19 protein-coding genes are annotated in these 14,029 nt (G+C 62.7%); 12 read left to right on the forward strand and 7 right to left on the reverse strand.

Features of this window, described 5'->3' with window-relative positions:
• Positions 1 to 24: 24 nt before the first annotated feature.
• The 3 genes from JQ863_RS08450 to JQ863_RS08460 form a co-directional block, all read right to left on the reverse strand.
• Positions 25 to 693 carry a P-loop NTPase family protein gene (locus JQ863_RS08450; protein WP_204113851.1) on the reverse strand — a complete coding sequence of 223 codons (669 nt, stop codon included), beginning with the start codon at positions 691 to 693 and terminating at the stop codon, positions 25 to 27.
• Between the two features lie 2 nt (positions 694 to 695).
• Positions 696 to 1,772, reverse strand: coding sequence for an AI-2E family transporter (locus JQ863_RS08455; protein WP_204113852.1), 1,077 nt, complete (start codon positions 1,770 to 1,772; stop codon positions 696 to 698).
• 137 nt (positions 1,773 to 1,909) lie between these two features.
• The gene (locus JQ863_RS08460; protein ID WP_204113853.1) at positions 1,910 to 2,419 is read right to left on the reverse strand and encodes a fasciclin domain-containing protein; all 510 of its coding nucleotides are present in this window, start codon (positions 2,417 to 2,419) and stop codon (positions 1,910 to 1,912) included.
• Between the two features lie 250 nt (positions 2,420 to 2,669).
• Here JQ863_RS08460 and proS point away from each other — a divergent pair, with 250 nt between their 5' ends.
• From proS to JQ863_RS08475, 3 genes are all read left to right on the forward strand, one after another.
• A complete protein-coding gene (proS, locus tag JQ863_RS08465) occupies positions 2,670 to 4,007 on the forward strand; it encodes a proline--tRNA ligase (RefSeq protein WP_204113854.1) in 1,338 nt (445 codons plus the stop codon).
• Positions 4,008 to 4,193: 186 nt separating this feature from the next.
• On the forward strand, positions 4,194 to 5,480 hold the full coding sequence (locus tag JQ863_RS08470; RefSeq protein WP_204113855.1) for a lipoprotein-releasing ABC transporter permease subunit: 1,287 nt from the start codon (positions 4,194 to 4,196) through the stop codon (positions 5,478 to 5,480).
• Complete coding sequence (locus tag JQ863_RS08475) at positions 5,473 to 6,150, forward strand: ABC transporter ATP-binding protein (protein ID WP_204113856.1); 678 nt, start codon at positions 5,473 to 5,475, stop codon at positions 6,148 to 6,150. Before JQ863_RS08470 ends, JQ863_RS08475 begins: the two co-directional genes overlap by 8 nt.
• Positions 6,151 to 6,152: 2 nt before the next feature.
• Here the strand turns inward: JQ863_RS08475 and JQ863_RS08480 are convergent, their stop codons facing one another.
• Both JQ863_RS08480 and JQ863_RS08485 read right to left on the reverse strand, forming a co-directional pair.
• Entirely contained in the window at positions 6,153 to 6,599 is a 447-nt protein-coding gene (locus tag JQ863_RS08480; RefSeq protein ID WP_239113239.1) for a DMT family transporter, read from the reverse strand.
• 12 nt (positions 6,600 to 6,611) lie between these two features.
• Positions 6,612 to 7,025 carry a PaaI family thioesterase gene (locus JQ863_RS08485; protein ID WP_204113857.1) on the reverse strand — a complete coding sequence of 138 codons (414 nt, stop codon included), beginning with the start codon at positions 7,023 to 7,025 and terminating at the stop codon, positions 6,612 to 6,614.
• A gap of 179 nt (positions 7,026 to 7,204) precedes the next feature.
• Between JQ863_RS08485 and JQ863_RS08490 the strand changes: the two genes are divergently transcribed.
• The 3 genes from JQ863_RS08490 to JQ863_RS08500 all read left to right on the forward strand — a co-directional run bounded on the left by JQ863_RS08490 (position 7,205) and on the right by JQ863_RS08500 (position 8,404).
• Positions 7,205 to 7,570: a c-type cytochrome gene (locus JQ863_RS08490; protein WP_204113858.1), complete on the forward strand. Its 366-nt coding sequence runs from the start codon at positions 7,205 to 7,207 to the stop codon at positions 7,568 to 7,570.
• A 34-nt stretch (positions 7,571 to 7,604) separates the two neighbouring features.
• Complete coding sequence (locus JQ863_RS08495) at positions 7,605 to 8,000, forward strand: c-type cytochrome (RefSeq protein WP_204113859.1); 396 nt, start codon at positions 7,605 to 7,607, stop codon at positions 7,998 to 8,000.
• A gap of 62 nt (positions 8,001 to 8,062) precedes the next feature.
• Positions 8,063 to 8,404, forward strand: coding sequence for a c-type cytochrome (locus JQ863_RS08500; protein WP_239113240.1), 342 nt, complete (start codon positions 8,063 to 8,065; stop codon positions 8,402 to 8,404).
• Positions 8,405 to 8,461: 57 nt separating this feature from the next.
• Here JQ863_RS08500 and JQ863_RS08505 read toward each other — a convergent pair whose 3' ends face one another.
• On the reverse strand, positions 8,462 to 8,797 hold the full coding sequence (locus JQ863_RS08505; RefSeq protein WP_204113861.1) for an ArsR/SmtB family transcription factor: 336 nt from the start codon (positions 8,795 to 8,797) through the stop codon (positions 8,462 to 8,464).
• Between the two features lie 330 nt (positions 8,798 to 9,127).
• Here JQ863_RS08505 and JQ863_RS08510 point away from each other — a divergent pair, with 330 nt between their 5' ends.
• Together JQ863_RS08510 and clpX are read left to right on the forward strand one after the other, a co-directional pair.
• Positions 9,128 to 9,757, forward strand: coding sequence for an ATP-dependent Clp protease proteolytic subunit (locus tag JQ863_RS08510; RefSeq protein ID WP_204113862.1), 630 nt, complete (start codon positions 9,128 to 9,130; stop codon positions 9,755 to 9,757).
• A 126-nt stretch (positions 9,758 to 9,883) separates the two neighbouring features.
• A complete protein-coding gene (clpX, locus tag JQ863_RS08515; RefSeq protein ID WP_204113863.1) occupies positions 9,884 to 11,149 on the forward strand; it encodes an ATP-dependent Clp protease ATP-binding subunit ClpX in 1,266 nt (421 codons plus the stop codon).
• A 10-nt stretch (positions 11,150 to 11,159) separates the two neighbouring features.
• Here clpX and JQ863_RS08520 read toward each other — a convergent pair whose 3' ends face one another.
• Positions 11,160 to 11,624, reverse strand: coding sequence for a DUF6428 family protein (locus JQ863_RS08520; protein ID WP_204113864.1), 465 nt, complete (start codon positions 11,622 to 11,624; stop codon positions 11,160 to 11,162).
• Positions 11,625 to 11,702: 78 nt separating this feature from the next.
• On the opposite strand from JQ863_RS08520, the gene JQ863_RS08525 reads away from it, so the two are divergent.
• The 4 genes from JQ863_RS08525 to JQ863_RS08540 all read left to right on the forward strand — a co-directional run bounded on the left by JQ863_RS08525 (position 11,703) and on the right by JQ863_RS08540 (position 14,017).
• Entirely contained in the window at positions 11,703 to 12,026 is a 324-nt protein-coding gene (locus JQ863_RS08525) for an ArsR/SmtB family transcription factor (RefSeq protein ID WP_204113865.1), read from the forward strand.
• Between the two features lie 38 nt (positions 12,027 to 12,064).
• Entirely contained in the window at positions 12,065 to 12,445 is a 381-nt protein-coding gene (locus tag JQ863_RS08530) for a RidA family protein (protein WP_204113866.1), read from the forward strand.
• Between the two features lie 100 nt (positions 12,446 to 12,545).
• Positions 12,546 to 13,484, forward strand: coding sequence for a trypsin-like serine peptidase (locus JQ863_RS08535; protein ID WP_204113867.1), 939 nt, complete (start codon positions 12,546 to 12,548; stop codon positions 13,482 to 13,484).
• 149 nt (positions 13,485 to 13,633) lie between these two features.
• Entirely contained in the window at positions 13,634 to 14,017 is a 384-nt protein-coding gene (locus JQ863_RS08540) for an NADH:ubiquinone oxidoreductase subunit NDUFA12 (RefSeq protein WP_204113868.1), read from the forward strand.
• Positions 14,018 to 14,029: the final 12 nt, after the last annotated feature.

Raw genomic sequence — 14,029 nt, forward strand, 5'->3', positions numbered from 1 at the left:
GAAAAGTCCAGACATGGTCGGCGGTTAGCTGCCCGTGATCACCCGCCGCGCAAGGGCGCGATTCACCGGGCGTTTCTCGGCCAATGACAGGTCGTCCAGACGCGCGACCATGTCCTGCGCCGCCGAAAATGTCCGGTCCATGTGTTTCAGGAGATAATCCAGCATATCCGGGGGCGGCATGATCTGGCGGTCGGCAAACAGCTTCATCATGACCGCCTTCAGCAGCGTGTCGTCGGGATATTCCAGCGCCGCCACGGTGGTTCCCATCATCCGGCTGGCAAGGTCGGGCAGGGTCAGCCCCCAGTATTTCGGATCGCCGGTGCCGGTCAGCAGCAGGCTGTGGCCATTGGCCAGCACGAGGTTGTGCAGGTGAAACAGCGCGTTCTGCGCGTCGGGGTCGGCGGCAATGGCGTTCACGTCCTCAACCGCAACCGGCCCGGTTGCCAGTGCGGGGATATCCGCCCCGGACAGCGTGTCCGCCGCCACGATCCGCGCCCCGCTGGTGGCGGCCCAGACATGGGCCAGATGGGTCTTGCCCGCGCCCTCGGGTCCGCAGAGCAACAGCTTGCCGCCGGACCAGTTCGGCCAGGTCTCGACCAGGCCAAGCGCCACGGCGTTGCTTGGGCTGACAAAGAAATCGTCCCGCCCCAGTGCCTCGCGGACGGGCAGGGGCATTGTTATCTGTTCAGCCATGATCAGTCGTCAGCTTCACTTTCGGCGGTACTCAGCCCGAGATATAGGCGCGATCCGCGATATTGCGACACCATGAAACGGGTCAGGACACCGATGGCGGCCGCGACAGGGACGGCGATCAGCATGCCGACAAAGCCAAACAGCGCGCCAAAGACCGACAGCGCCAGGATCAGCCAGACCGGGTGCAGGCCAACCGAGCTGCCGACCAGTTTCGGAGTGAGGACATTGCCCTCGATCACCTGCCCGACCACGAAGATGCCTGCAACCAGCCCAAGCGACACCCAGTCGCCCCAGAACTGGAACGCGCCCAGCCCGATCGCCAGCGCGCCGCCAAGGATGGCGCCGACATATGGAATGAAGGTCACGGCCCCGGCGATCATCCCGACCACCAGCCCGAATTGCAGCCCAACCAGCATCAGCGCCACGGCATAGTAGGTGCCCAGCACAAGACAGACCGTGCCCATGCCGCGCACGAAGGCGGACAGGGTGTTGTCGATTTCCTTGGCAAGGCGGCGGATGGTCTGCACATGGTCGCGCGGCAGGAGCGAGTCGACCTCGGCCACCATACGGTCCCAGTCCAGAAGCAGGTAGAAGGCGACCACCGGCACGATCACCAACAGGATCACCACGTTGATAAGCGACATGGCGGACGAAAACACGCCCTGCGCCAGTACGGCGGCCTTGTCGCGCAGCGTCTCGCCAAAGGATTGCAGCGCCTGGTGGGTGGTCGACTGGGTGTCAAACAGCGACGGGATATGCGTGGCAAGGAAGCTGCGAAGCTGTCGATAAAGCTCGGGCAGCGTGTCGATCAGGTTGACCAGCTGCTGGATCACGGCTGGTATGACCTCGATCAGCAGGATGAACACCGCCAGCACCACGACCAACGAGATTACCGTGGTCGCGGCAACCCGCGACAGCCCCATCCGTTCCAGCCGGTCCGCGACCGGGTCGAGAAAATAGGCCACCGCCCCGCCCAGCACGAAAGGCAGAAGCACGTCGCCCAGGTACCAAAGCACCAGCACGAACAGCGCCAGCGCGATGCCCCAGTATTTGACCTGATCCCGTACCGGAAGTGCCATTTTTTCCCTCATCCGTTCCCAAAGAGATCGCCCATAGGCGGCACGCATGCAAGTCCCATTCCCGGCAATGGCGGCACAAGCCAACAAAAAGGGCCGGGCAAAAGCCCGGCCCGGATCGGTCGAGGACCGAGGGGACGTTACATGCACTCGGGGTTGTTGCCCGGCAGAACGACCTTGTCGATGACGTGGATGACGCCGTTCGAGGCTTCGATATCGGCAATAACGACCATTGCCTCGGCGCCGGACCCGTCATTCAGCATCACGCCATCAGATTTGGTGACGCAGATCTTGGCGCCTTCCAGCGCGGTGCCGACCCCGGCGGTTCCGGCCGCGATGTCGCCCGACATCACCTTGCCCGGCACCACATGATACAGCAGCACATTGGTCAGATCGCCCTTCATCTCGGGTTTCAGCAGAGTTTCGACGGTGCCTTCCGGGAGGGCTTCGAAGGCGGCATCCACCGGGGCGAAAACGGTGAAGGGGCCGTCGCCTTGCAGGGTTTCGACCAGCCCGGCGGCGGTGACGGCGGCGACAAGGGTTTCAAAACGGTCGTCGCCCGCAGCGATATCGACGATGGTGTTCGACGCGGCGGCGGTGGTGGCGAATGTTGCGGCAAAAGCGGCGGCTAGGGCGGTGGTGCGTTTCATAAGGGGTCACTCCTTTGGACAAGTTGTCATGCTGTGTGCATGTGACCGGGATTACGGGGGCGGCATGCGGTTGGATGACTGCGGTCGCGCATCCGTGAACGGCCGTGATCCTGCAGCCGGTCCGCCCCCCTGTCGCGCCGCGCCCGCGCAGCCCGGAAATCCACGCCGCCCCTTGTGCCAAAGGAAACAAGCGCCTAAACCCCGGCAGAGAAATTGACATCACGCCACTGACCAACTGCCCGGAGTGCCCATGCGCCTGTCCCGCTATTTCCTGCCGGTTCTGAAAGAGAACCCCGCCGAAGCCCAGATCGTCAGCCATCGCCTGATGCTGCGTGCCGGCATGATCAAGCAAGCCTCGGCCGGGATCTATTCCTGGCTGCCGCTGGGCTTCAAGGTGCTGCGCAAGCTGGAAAACATCGTGCATGAGGAACAGGTGCGTGCAGGCCATATCCCGATGCTGATGCCGACGCTGCAATCGGCGGACCTCTGGCGCGAGTCGGGCCGCTATGACGGCTATGGCGAGGAAATGCTGCGCATGCAGGACCGGCATGGCCGCGACATGCTGTATTCGCCCACCGCAGAAGAGATGTTCACCGATGTCTTCCGGTCCCATGTCAAAAGCTACAAGGACCTGCCGCTGACGCTCTACCAGATCCAGTGGAAATTCCGCGATGAGATCCGCCCGCGTTTCGGCGTGATGCGGGGGCGCGAGTTCCTGATGAAGGACGGCTATAACTTCGACCTGACCAAGGAAGACGCGCTGCACGCCTATAACCGCCATCTGGTGAGTTACCTGCGCACCTATGAGCGCATGGGGCTTCAGGCGATCCCGATGCGCGCCGATTCCGGGCCGATTGGCGGGGATTACACCCATGAATTCCTCGTGCTGGCGGAAACCGGCGAATCCGAGGTGTTCTATGATGCCGAGATCACCGACCTGAAATTCGGTGACCGCGAGATCGACTATGACAATGTCGACCAGTGTCAGGCGATCCTGGAAGAGTTCACCAGCCGCTATGCCCGCACCGATGAAACCCATGACGAGGCTGTGTTCAACGAGGTGCCCGAAGACCGCCGCCGCGTGGCGCGCGGGATCGAGGTTGGCCAGATCTTCTATTTCGGCACCCAGTATTCCGAGGCGCTGAACGCCACCGTGCAGACGCCGGACGGGTCCAGCGTCCCGGTCCACATGGGGTCGCACGGGATCGGTGTGTCGCGACTGTTGGGGGCGATCATCGAAGCCAGCCACGACGACAAGGGCATCATCTGGCCCGAGGGCGTGACCCCGTTCCATTGCGGGATCGTCAACCTCAAGCAGGGCGACGACGAGGCTGATGCGGCCTGTGAGGCGCTCTATAAATCGCTGACCGCATTGGGGCTGGAGCCGCTTTATGACGACCGCAACGAACGGGCTGGGGGCAAGTTTGCCTCCATGGACCTGATCGGCCTGCCATGGCGCATCACCGTCGGCCCGCGCGGGTTGAAGAACGGGGTGGTCGAAGTGACCTGCCGCCGCAGCGGTGAAAGCGAGGAAATGCCCCCCGAACAGGCCGTCGCCAAAATCGCCGGGATCTATGCCGGGCTATGAGCCCGGATGCTTCTGGCGGGACATCTGACGGAACTTTGAACGGGGCGCGCAAGGGGAAACCCTGCGCGCCCTGCGCATGTGTGGAATGGCGGATCGGCGCCGAATGGCGGGTGGTCCGCAATGTCGGCCAGCTTGACCCCGAAACCCGCCCTCCATAGGGTGCGGGCAAACAAGAGTCAGGCAGTCATGGCAGCTTCTCCACCTCCTTTTGCGGCGTTTGAATGGATGATCGCGTGGCGATACCTGCGGGCGCGCCGCGCCGAGGGCGGCGTCAGCGTGATGACCTGGATCAGCCTGATCGGGATCACGCTGGCGGTGTTCGCGCTGATTGCGACGCTGGCGGTGCGCTCGGGCTTTCGGGCCGAGTTCGTGGACACCATCCTTGGCGCCAATGCCCATGTCACCATCTATCAATCCGCCACCGTGAACGAGGCCGGCACCCTTGACCGCACGATCCACGATTTCGACGCCATGGCCGAGCGGATGCGGGCCGTGCCGGGCGTGACCAGCGCCGCGCCGTTGATCAAGGGCCAGGTGATGGCCAACCACGCCGACCGCAACGCGGGTGTCGAGGTTTTCGGGATCGACGCGGCGGATTTGCAGAACCTGCCCCGCATCGTCAACCCCGAGACCGCCCAGGGCGACCTGTCACGCTTTGACGAAGGGATTGCGCTGGGTTCGGGTGTGGCGCGGGAACTGGGGGTGCTGGTCGGCGACCGGATCAAGCTGATCTCGCCCAACGGGGTGCGCACGGCCTTTGGTTCCTCCCCGCGCGTGAATGGCTACGAGGTGGTCTATATCTTCTCGGCCGGGCGCTATGACATCGACCGCACGCGGGTCTATCTGCCCTTTGCCGAGGCGCAGAGCTTCTTCAACAAGGAAGGCGTGGCCGACGAAATCGAGGTCATGGTGGCCGAGCCCGAGGCGATTGACTCCATGGCGCTCGACCTGATGCGGGCGGGGGGCGAACGCACGCTGATCTGGACGTGGCGCGATGCCTCGGGCGGGTTCCTGCGCGCGCTTGAGGTTGAGGACAACGTGATGTTCATCATCCTGTCGATCCTTGTCCTGATCGCGGCAATGAACATCGTTTCCGGGCTGATCATGCTGGTCAAGAACAAGGGGCGCGACATCGGCATCCTGCGCACGATGGGGCTGACCGAGGGATCGATCCTGCGGGTCTTCTTCATCTGCGGCGCGTTCACGGGAGTCATCGGCACGGCCATGGGCGTCGTTCTGGGGTGCCTGTTCGCAATCTATATCGACCCGATTTTCTCGTTTGTGAACTATGCCATGGGCGGCGGGGTCTGGGATCCGGCGGTGCGCGGCATCTATCACCTGCCAGCACAATTGCGGATGGAGGACGTGATGAGCGCGGTAAGCCTGTCCCTGTTCCTGTCCTTCGTCGTCACCATCTTTCCCGCCCGCCGCGCGGCGCGGCTGAACCCGGTCGAGGCGCTGCGATATGAGTGACGTGATGCTGCGCCTTGAGGGGCTGGAACGTATCTATAACAAGGGCTTGCCGGGCGAAGTTCAGGTTTTGCGCGGAGCGTCCCTGACGGTGCATGCCGGGGAAAGCGTGGCGCTGGTTGCGCCATCCGGCGCGGGGAAATCAACCTTGCTGCACCTTGCCGGGCTGCTCGACACGCCCGATGCCGGGTCGGTTGAGATCGGCGGCACCGTGATGACCGGCCTCAGCGACCGCCGCCGCACCATCGCGCGCCGCCGTGACATCGGATTTGTCTATCAGTTTCATCACCTCTTGCCCGAGTTCTCGGCGGCGGAAAACATCATCCTGCCGCAGCTTGCCGATGGTGTCGCCAGGGCGGATGCCGCGGCACGGGCGCAGTCCCTGCTGGCCGAGGTCGGCGTCGCGGACCGCGCCAGCCACCGCCCCGCCGCGCTGTCCGGCGGGGAACAGCAGCGCGTCGCCTTCTGCCGCGCGCTGGCCAACCGTCCGCGCCTGTTGCTGGCGGATGAACCCACCGGCAACCTTGATCCCGGCACCTCGGATCAGGTGTTCGAGGCGCTGATGCGGCTGGTCCGGGGCGAGGGGCTGGCGGCCCTGATCGCCACCCACAACATGGAGCTGGCGGCGCGGATGGACCGGGTGGTGCGGCTGGAAAACGGTCTTTTGGCCTGACCTCACGCCTGCTGGGTCAGCCAGACGCCCGCCGCCATCAACCCGATCCCACCCGCGCGGGTCAGCGAGAGCGGAGATATCTGCGCCCCGAACAGCCCGAAATGGTCAATCGCGGCGGCCGAGATCAACTGACCCAGAAGCACGAAGAACACCGCGTTGCCGACGCCGAAATGCGGCGCGACGAAAGTGATCGACAACACGTAGAAAGCCACAAGGCAACCCGCCAGAAACAGGTGTTTCGGCGCATCGACCGCCTTGGCCAGCGCCGGAATGCCTCCGGTGATTACCAGCGTCGCCAGCGTCACCAGAAGCGCGACGCAGAACAGGATCGTGCTGGCGGCGACAGGCGCGCCCAGCCGCTGTCCCAGCGCGGCGTTCAGCGCGGCAAGGACCGGGATGCCGATGCCGGCGGCAAGCATGGTGGTGGCATAGATGGTCACGGGGGGCATGGGGACCTCGGGCTACTGGGGATCGAAAAAGGTTGCGGTGGCGGTGGCGACGGGTTTGCCGGACGGTTCGGCAATCATCTCGGCATGGGCAAAAATCAATGCCTTGCCCGCGCGCACGACATGCGCCTCGCAGCGGATCATCTCGCCAATGCCGGGGCGCAGGAACTGAGTGTCGAGATTGGTTGTGGCGATCGGCCGGGGGCTGTCCATCTGGGCAAGCGCGGCAAAGACCATGGCGGTATCGGCCAGCGCCGACAGGGCCTGCCCGCAGACGATGCCGCCAACCCGCGCAAGATCGGGGGTGATCGGCATGGTCATGGTCACGCCCTGCGCCGAGATCGCCGGGATCGACAGGTCCAACGCCTGAATCCAGGGCGCAAAGTTCTCGGCCAGAAAGGTCTCGGCCCGTGATTGTGTGTCCAGCATGTCGCGTTTCCCTTGTTGGGGCGAGAATGACGGCTGTTTTTGCGATTGTCATCCGCGGTTCGGGCTAAACTCGGGTTTTTCGTCTGATTTGAAACGCTTTATGATCGGGATCAAGGACCACCACCCGCGTTGCAGGCGACAGTGGGCGGGTGGGGCGACAAGACAAATGGGGACAGGCCGTGAAATCATGGATCGGGGTGACGGGCGCGATGGCGCTTGCGGTGGTAACAGGCTGCGCGGCGGTGCCGGGGGCGGGGCGCACGGTCTATGACCAGAATTGCGCCGTCTGCCACGGGCCGGGGGGACATGGCGACGGTGACTTTGCCGCGCAACTGCTGACCCTGCCGCCCGACCTGACGGTGCTTGCGCGTAACAATGGTGGCTCTTTCCCCGAGGATAGGGTGCGCGCCGTGATCGAGGGACCGGGCCGCGCCGACCACTTCAGCGGCGCAATGCCTGAGTTCGGCGAAACCCTGCCGCGCTTGACAGGGGCTTCGCAGATCGACGCGGTTGTGCATTATCTTGAGACCATTCAGGCGAACTGACTCGCCCGGAAACCGGGGGCAGAAGGAGATGGCGATGAAAACGATGATCTTGAGCGTTGCGGGTATCTTCCTCGCCTCCGCGCTCCATGCGCAGGACCCCGGCGAGGGTAAGGTGCTTTATCTTGAAAACTGCGCCACCTGCCACGGGCTAGAGCTTGATGGCAATGGGCCGATGGCGGGCGCGATGAACATGAAGCCGACGAACCTGACGACACTGGCCGCCACCAATGGCGGCACTTTCCCAGTTGTGCGGGTGGTCAAACGCATCGACGGGCGCGATCCGCTGGTTGCTCATGGCAGCCCGATGCCTGTCTATGGCCACTTCTTCGAAGGCGATGACACATTGGTCAAGTCCGAGACCGGCCAGCCGATCATGACCAGCCGGTCCATTGCCGACCTTCTGGCCTTTATTGCCGGGAAACAGAAATGAGGGGGGCGATCGCGGGATTTGGCGCCCTTTTCCTTTTGGCGGGCTGCGACCCAACCGGTGACATGCCCGATGCCACAGACGGGGCTGCGGTCTATGCCGAGAACTGCGCCCTGTGCCACGGGCCGGCGGGCAAAGGCGACGGAGCGGTTGCGGGCGTGCTGCCCAAATCGCCGGGCGACCTGACCACGATCTCGCGGCGGGCGGGCGGAACATTCCCCGTGTCCGACGTCCTCAGCCAGATCGACGGCTATTCCCGCGACCCGGTGCCAGGGGTCGATATGCCTGAATTCGGCGATCTGCTGACCGGCGACCTTGTCCCGGTTCAGACCGGAGCCGATCAGTTCACGCCGACCCCGCGACCGATGGCGGCGCTGCTGGCCTATCTGGAAAGCATACAGGAGTGATCCCCGGCCTGACGGAAAGCGATCAATAGTCTGCAGGCCAACGGCCCGGTGATGCCGTCAGGCGACGTCGCAGAACAGGTCGTAAACCGTTTCCAGCATGCGGCGGGGTTTGTCGTCGGCCAGGCTGTAATAGATCGTCTTGCCGTCACGACGCGGCACCACAAGCCCCTCGAGCCGCAGACGCGAAAGCTGTTGGGACACGGCGGCCTGACGTGCCGACAAAAGCCGTTCCAGCTCGGTCACGGATTTCTCGCCGGACACAAGGTGGCACAGGATCATCAGGCGCCCTTCGTGGCTGATCGCTTTGAGGAAATTCGACGCATTTGCGGCGTTTTCCATCATGCGTTCCATCTTGTCGTCGGGGATCTGGCCCGAGAACGCAGGAAAGGTCATCGACCAAATCCCTTCTTCGTAGTCATAGTCAAAAGGCCCGGCCAGTCCCGTTCATTGTCTCGTGCCGCACACGACCCGATCCCGGTGAAAACCTGCCTGTGAAATGCGCATACACCAACCAATCTGGCATGGGAACCTCTGGTTGTATCCGGGCCGGGGTTTCGTCGCGTCGGGGGCTAAATTTCGGGCAAATGCGCCGGGGCATTAATATTTCGTTCACTCAATTTTCATCTGCTGCCCTTGCAGCCCCCGAAAGCCGCCTCTAAGACTCTTTGGAACGGTCGGGATTGGCCCGGCGCGTGAGAGGTGAGATCAGACAGGCAGGCGGATATGAAAGACCCATTTGAGACATATATGAACACGCTGGTTCCCATGGTCGTGGAGCAGACCAGCCGCGGCGAACGCGCCTATGACATCTTCTCGCGCCTGCTGAAAGAGCGCATCATCTTCCTCAATGGTCCCGTTCACGACGGCATGTCGTCGCTGATCGTGGCGCAGCTTCTGCACCTTGAGGCGGAAAACCCGTCGAAAGAGATTTCGATGTATATCAACAGCCCCGGCGGTGTGGTGACATCCGGCCTGTCGATCTATGACACCATGCAATACATCAAGCCCAAGGTCTCGACCCTTGTGATCGGGCAGGCGGCGTCGATGGGGTCGCTTCTGCTGACGGCGGGTGAGCCGGGCATGCGCTTCTCGCTCCCCAACAGTCGCGTGATGGTTCACCAGCCCTCGGGCGGGTATCAGGGGCAGGCGACGGATATCATGATCCACGCCGAGGAAACGCTGAAGCTGAAACGCCGGTTGAACGAGATCTACGTCAAGCACACCGGGCGCAAGCTGAAAGAAGTCGAAGCCGCCCTTGAGCGCGACAACTTCATGAGCCCGGAAGAGGCCAAGGACTGGGGCCTGATCGACGAGATCGTCGAGAACCGCGCCAAGGGTGATGGCGAAGAGTAACAGACCCGTGCGGGGCGGCGCAGTTTGGGTTGTGCCCGATTTGCGCCTGCCCTAAGCTTGGGATGACAGGACAAGAACCCGGGGCGCGTTTCGACGCCCCAAGCCAATCGGCCTGAAAGGGAAAGCATGGCGACGAATTCCGGCGGTGACAGCAAGAACACCCTTTACTGCAGCTTCTGCGGCAAGAGCCAGCACGAGGTTCGCAAGCTGATTGCTGGTCCGACCGTGTTCATCTGCGATGAATGCGTCGAGCTTTGCATGGACATCATCCGCGAGGAAACCAAGGCCAGCGGCCTGAAATCCGCAGATGGCGTGCCGACCCCGCAGGAAATCTGCAACGTTCTGGACGATTACGTGATCGGGCAGGCACTGGCCAAGCGGGTGCTGTCGGTGGCGGTCCACAACCACTACAAACGGCTCAACCATTCGCAGAAAGCGGGTGATATCGAGCTGTCGAAATCCAACATCCTGCTGATCGGGCCGACGGGTTGCGGCAAGACATTGCTGGCGCAGACGCTGGCGCGGATTCTGGATGTGCCGTTCACCATGGCGGATGCGACCACGCTGACCGAGGCAGGTTACGTGGGCGAGGATGTCGAGAATATCATCCTGAAACTGTTGCAGGCGTCCGAATACAATGTCGAACGCGCGCAGCGCGGCATCGTCTATATCGACGAGGTCGACAAGATCACCCGCAAGTCGGAAAACCCCTCGATCACCCGCGACGTGTCGGGCGAGGGCGTGCAGCAGGCGCTGTTGAAGCTGATGGAAGGCACCGTGGCATCGGTGCCGCCGCAGGGCGGTCGCAAACATCCGCAGCAGGAGTTCCTTCAGGTCGACACCACCAATATCCTATTCATCTGCGGCGGCGCATTCGCCGGTCTCGACAAGATCATCGCGCAGCGCGGCAAGGGCTCGGCCATGGGCTTTGGCGCCGATGTGCGCGACAATGACGAACGGGGCGTGGGTGAGATTTTCAAGGATCTCGAACCCGAAGACCTGCTGCGTTTTGGCCTGATCCCGGAATTCGTCGGCCGTCTGCCGGTTCTGGCAACGCTTGAGGATCTGGACGAAGATGCGCTGGTCACCATCCTGACCCAGCCCAAGAACGCGCTGGTCAAGCAATACCAGCGCCTGTTCGAACTTGAGGATACCGAACTCAGCTTCACCGACGATGCGCTGACCGCCATCGCCAAGCGCGCCATCGAACGCAAGACCGGCGCACGCGGGCTGCGCTCGATCCTCGAGGATATCCTTCTGGACACCATGTTCGAACTGCCGGGCATGGACAGCGTCACCAAGGTCGTGGTCAACGAAGAGGCCGTGACCAAGGACGCCGCGCCGCTGATGATCCATGCCGATGCCGAAAAGGAACCGGCCACGGCAGGCTAAGGGCCTGACCCTAGGCGCAGCACCGGCGCTTTGCTGTTTTCCCGATGTCGGACAGTGTCCCGGCTGCTCTTGCCGCCGGGCGACATACGGCCCGTTGCGAAATCAAAGGCACGGTCAGACTGTCCTGAGCCTGCATGACCGCACCGATCTCATAGATCGACAATGCGCGGTTATTGGCGCCGAATTCGACTTTCATCTCAAGACTGCCCAGGTCCGGCAGCGTGGTCAGGCTGTGCCGGGCGATGGCGCGAAAGCGGCCGACGGTCATGTGGTCGCCGCCGCGCCCGTCCAGAAGCTGCATCACCGCGCTGCGCCAGGTCGAGACATTTGCACCGCAATCAATCGCCGTGGTGTCGGTCACCCTGAATTCCGTCAGGTGATACCCACCGCCGATCGGTTCCCCCATGTTATCGAATACCAGCGGAAGCGCATCGTCGGCCCCGTCCATTTGGGTCAGAAATTCCTCAAGAGTCATGGCGCTGCCTTTACTATTTCAAGAATCGTTGAAATATTGGTAACAACGCATGTGATTAATTTCAAGAGGTCTTGAAATATGAAGTCAGAACAGGCCATTGATGCCTTTGCCGCCCTTGCCAGCCAGACGCGGCTGGATCTGTTGCGTGCGCTGGTGCGGGCCGGACCGGAGGGGCTGCTCGCCGGGGCCGTGGCCGAGGCCATCGGCGCGACACCCTCGCGCGCGTCCTTTCACCTGAAAACCCTGACCGAGGCCGGTTTGATCACCGCCGAGCGGCAATCGCGTCAGATCATCTATCGCGCCGACTATGCCAGGATCGGGGCGCTGATGGCCTTTCTCGTCGAGGATTGCTGCGGCGGCAACGCAACCGTCCGGCAATGTTGCGCGCCGGGCGCCTGCTGAGGCTTGCACGGATCCCGGTTCGGGACTAATGGACCGACATGGATATCAAACACATTTCAACCGGTTCCCCCTTCGAAGAAACCATCGGCTATTCGCGCGCGGTTGTGGCCGATGGCTGGGTCTTCGTTGCCGGGACAACGGGCTATGATTATGCTACCATGTCGATGCCCGAAGCGGTCGAGGATCAGTGCCGGAACGCGCTGGCCACGATCGGCAAGGCGCTGGAACAGGCGGGATCGGGACTCGATCACGTGGTTCGGGTGAATTACATCCTGCCCGACAAGGCCGACTGGCCCGCCTGCTGGCCGGTCACATCGCAGGTCTTTGCCAAGGCGAAACCGGCGGCGACCATGATCGTGGCCGGGCTGCAGGAATCGGAAATGAAGATCGAGATCGAGGTCACCGCGCGGCTGCCGTAACCCAGACCCGGATTTCCGGGGCGGTGCCGGTCATTTCATCTTGTCTCGCGGCCCGGGCCGCGTCTAGCCTGACCAGGAGGTTGGTCAAAGGCGTGTAGATATGAAACCTGTCATCGTTTTGGTTCTGTCTGTCCTGACGGTCCTTGGACCCGTCAGAGCATCGGCGCAGGAAGAACGCGAAATCCCGATTCCGGGCAGCGACGATGCGATCATCCGGGCCGACATCGTCTTTACGACGACCAGTGACGAAGATGTCGACAAGATGATCGCAGGGGCCGAGCCCCTTCCGATGCCGCAGCTTCCCCCGTTCACCGAAGATGAGCAGCCACCCGTTGACCCGAACGGCCCGGTTTACGGAGAGCCCCTGTTCGGCGATCCGTCCCTGACCGGGGGGATCGCGACGCTGGTGCCGCGCAGTGAACGGTTCCGGGCGCCGGCGGCTTCGGTCGGCAAGCTTTTCTTCAAGCTCAACGGCAAGGATTACGTGTGTTCGGCGCAGCTTGTCGGCAATTTTGATGTCGTGGTGACGGCCGGGCATTGCGTCTATGACAACCGGGTGGCTGCAACCGATATCTATTTCGCGCCGCTTTACCCCATTCCTGGCATCGGCCGGTATCAGGCTGTCGCGGCCTATACGTCGCTGTTCTGGCGGGCCTATCGGAACTTTGAGCATGACTATGCGGTGATCAAGCTGAAATACCCCGTCCTGCATGGCATGTCGGCGCTTGGGTTCATCGCCCGACCCAACTTTCGCCATTTTGAATGGACCGCCTATGGCTACCCCGCCGAGGGGCGTTTCGATGGCCAAAGCCTGTTCCATGTCGCCGGGTCGGGCCCGATTCTGGACCGCCTGCCATTTGTGAAGATGGCAAGTGACATGACCCGCGGTTCCAGCGGCGGTGGCTGGATCAACAACAACCGGGTTGTCGGCGTGAACTCGCATACCCGTGACGGCGTGCCCAATACCGTCTATAGCGCCTATCTTGGCACCGGGTTCTGCATAGCGCTGCGCGATGCGGCCGGTCTTTGCAATCCCTGAGCATCGCGCGCACATCCCTGGATGAAACCCCCGATCAATCCCATGGGGCGTTCTGCGCGCAAGGTCGCAGGCATGCGTTTCGGTCGCTGCGCCCACTGGACCTTTGCCCGCGATTGGTCCATATGAATAGTCAAATCTTGGAGGCGTTCATGAGCGTTGGCAGCTTTATCAACCGAATCTTCAGCTGGTGGAACGACCAGACCTTTGGCACCCAGCTTTATACCTGGCGCAGGGGGGTGAAAGTTGGTGAGGACGAGCAGGGCAATGTCTTCTACCGCACCAAGGACGACAAGAAGCGCTGGGTCATCTACAACGGCGAGGTCGAGGCCAGCCGCATCGGGGCGGACTGGCATGGCTGGCTGCACCGCACGCTGAAAGAGCCGCCGACCGAAAAACCGCTTGAGCATAAACCCTGGGAGCAGCCGCACCAGGAAAACCTGACCGGCACCGCCATGGCCTATGCGCCGGCGGGGTCGTTGCGCCAGCCGGTTCCGGCTGACCGCCGCGACTACGAGGCCTGGTCGCCCGAATAATCGGGAGGGCAC

The organism is Shimia biformata (assembly GCF_016888515.1).
In the GTDB taxonomy this organism is placed as follows: domain Bacteria; phylum Pseudomonadota; class Alphaproteobacteria; order Rhodobacterales; family Rhodobacteraceae; genus Shimia_A; species Shimia_A biformata.

What these genes read in the sequence shown, in the direction of transcription:
- JQ863_RS08510 (WP_204113862.1), top strand. Translation starts at nt 9,128, where the DNA reads ATGAAAGACCCATTTGAGACATATATGAACACGCTGGTTCCCATGGTC.
- JQ863_RS08535 (WP_204113867.1), top strand. Translation starts at nt 12,546, where the DNA reads ATGAAACCTGTCATCGTTTTGGTTCTGTCTGTCCTGACGGTCCTTGGA.
- JQ863_RS08470 (WP_204113855.1), top strand. Translation starts at nt 4,194, where the DNA reads ATGGCAGCTTCTCCACCTCCTTTTGCGGCGTTTGAATGGATGATCGCG.
- JQ863_RS08480 (WP_239113239.1), bottom strand. Translation starts at nt 6,599, where the DNA reads ATGCCCCCCGTGACCATCTATGCCACCACCATGCTTGCCGCCGGCATC.
- JQ863_RS08525 (WP_204113865.1), top strand. Translation starts at nt 11,703, where the DNA reads ATGAAGTCAGAACAGGCCATTGATGCCTTTGCCGCCCTTGCCAGCCAG.
- JQ863_RS08455 (WP_204113852.1), bottom strand. Translation starts at nt 1,772, where the DNA reads ATGGCACTTCCGGTACGGGATCAGGTCAAATACTGGGGCATCGCGCTG.
- JQ863_RS08500 (WP_239113240.1), top strand. Translation starts at nt 8,063, where the DNA reads ATGCCCGATGCCACAGACGGGGCTGCGGTCTATGCCGAGAACTGCGCC.
- clpX (WP_204113863.1), top strand. Translation starts at nt 9,884, where the DNA reads ATGGCGACGAATTCCGGCGGTGACAGCAAGAACACCCTTTACTGCAGC.
- JQ863_RS08520 (WP_204113864.1), bottom strand. Translation starts at nt 11,624, where the DNA reads ATGACTCTTGAGGAATTTCTGACCCAAATGGACGGGGCCGACGATGCG.
- JQ863_RS08505 (WP_204113861.1), bottom strand. Translation starts at nt 8,797, where the DNA reads ATGACCTTTCCTGCGTTCTCGGGCCAGATCCCCGACGACAAGATGGAA.
- JQ863_RS08540 (WP_204113868.1), top strand. Translation starts at nt 13,634, where the DNA reads ATGAGCGTTGGCAGCTTTATCAACCGAATCTTCAGCTGGTGGAACGAC.
- JQ863_RS08485 (WP_204113857.1), bottom strand. Translation starts at nt 7,025, where the DNA reads ATGCTGGACACACAATCACGGGCCGAGACCTTTCTGGCCGAGAACTTT.
- JQ863_RS08495 (WP_204113859.1), top strand. Translation starts at nt 7,605, where the DNA reads ATGAAAACGATGATCTTGAGCGTTGCGGGTATCTTCCTCGCCTCCGCG.
- JQ863_RS08475 (WP_204113856.1), top strand. Translation starts at nt 5,473, where the DNA reads ATGAGTGACGTGATGCTGCGCCTTGAGGGGCTGGAACGTATCTATAAC.
- JQ863_RS08530 (WP_204113866.1), top strand. Translation starts at nt 12,065, where the DNA reads ATGGATATCAAACACATTTCAACCGGTTCCCCCTTCGAAGAAACCATC.
- JQ863_RS08460 (WP_204113853.1), bottom strand. Translation starts at nt 2,419, where the DNA reads ATGAAACGCACCACCGCCCTAGCCGCCGCTTTTGCCGCAACATTCGCC.
- JQ863_RS08450 (WP_204113851.1), bottom strand. Translation starts at nt 693, where the DNA reads ATGGCTGAACAGATAACAATGCCCCTGCCCGTCCGCGAGGCACTGGGG.
- proS (WP_204113854.1), top strand. Translation starts at nt 2,670, where the DNA reads ATGCGCCTGTCCCGCTATTTCCTGCCGGTTCTGAAAGAGAACCCCGCC.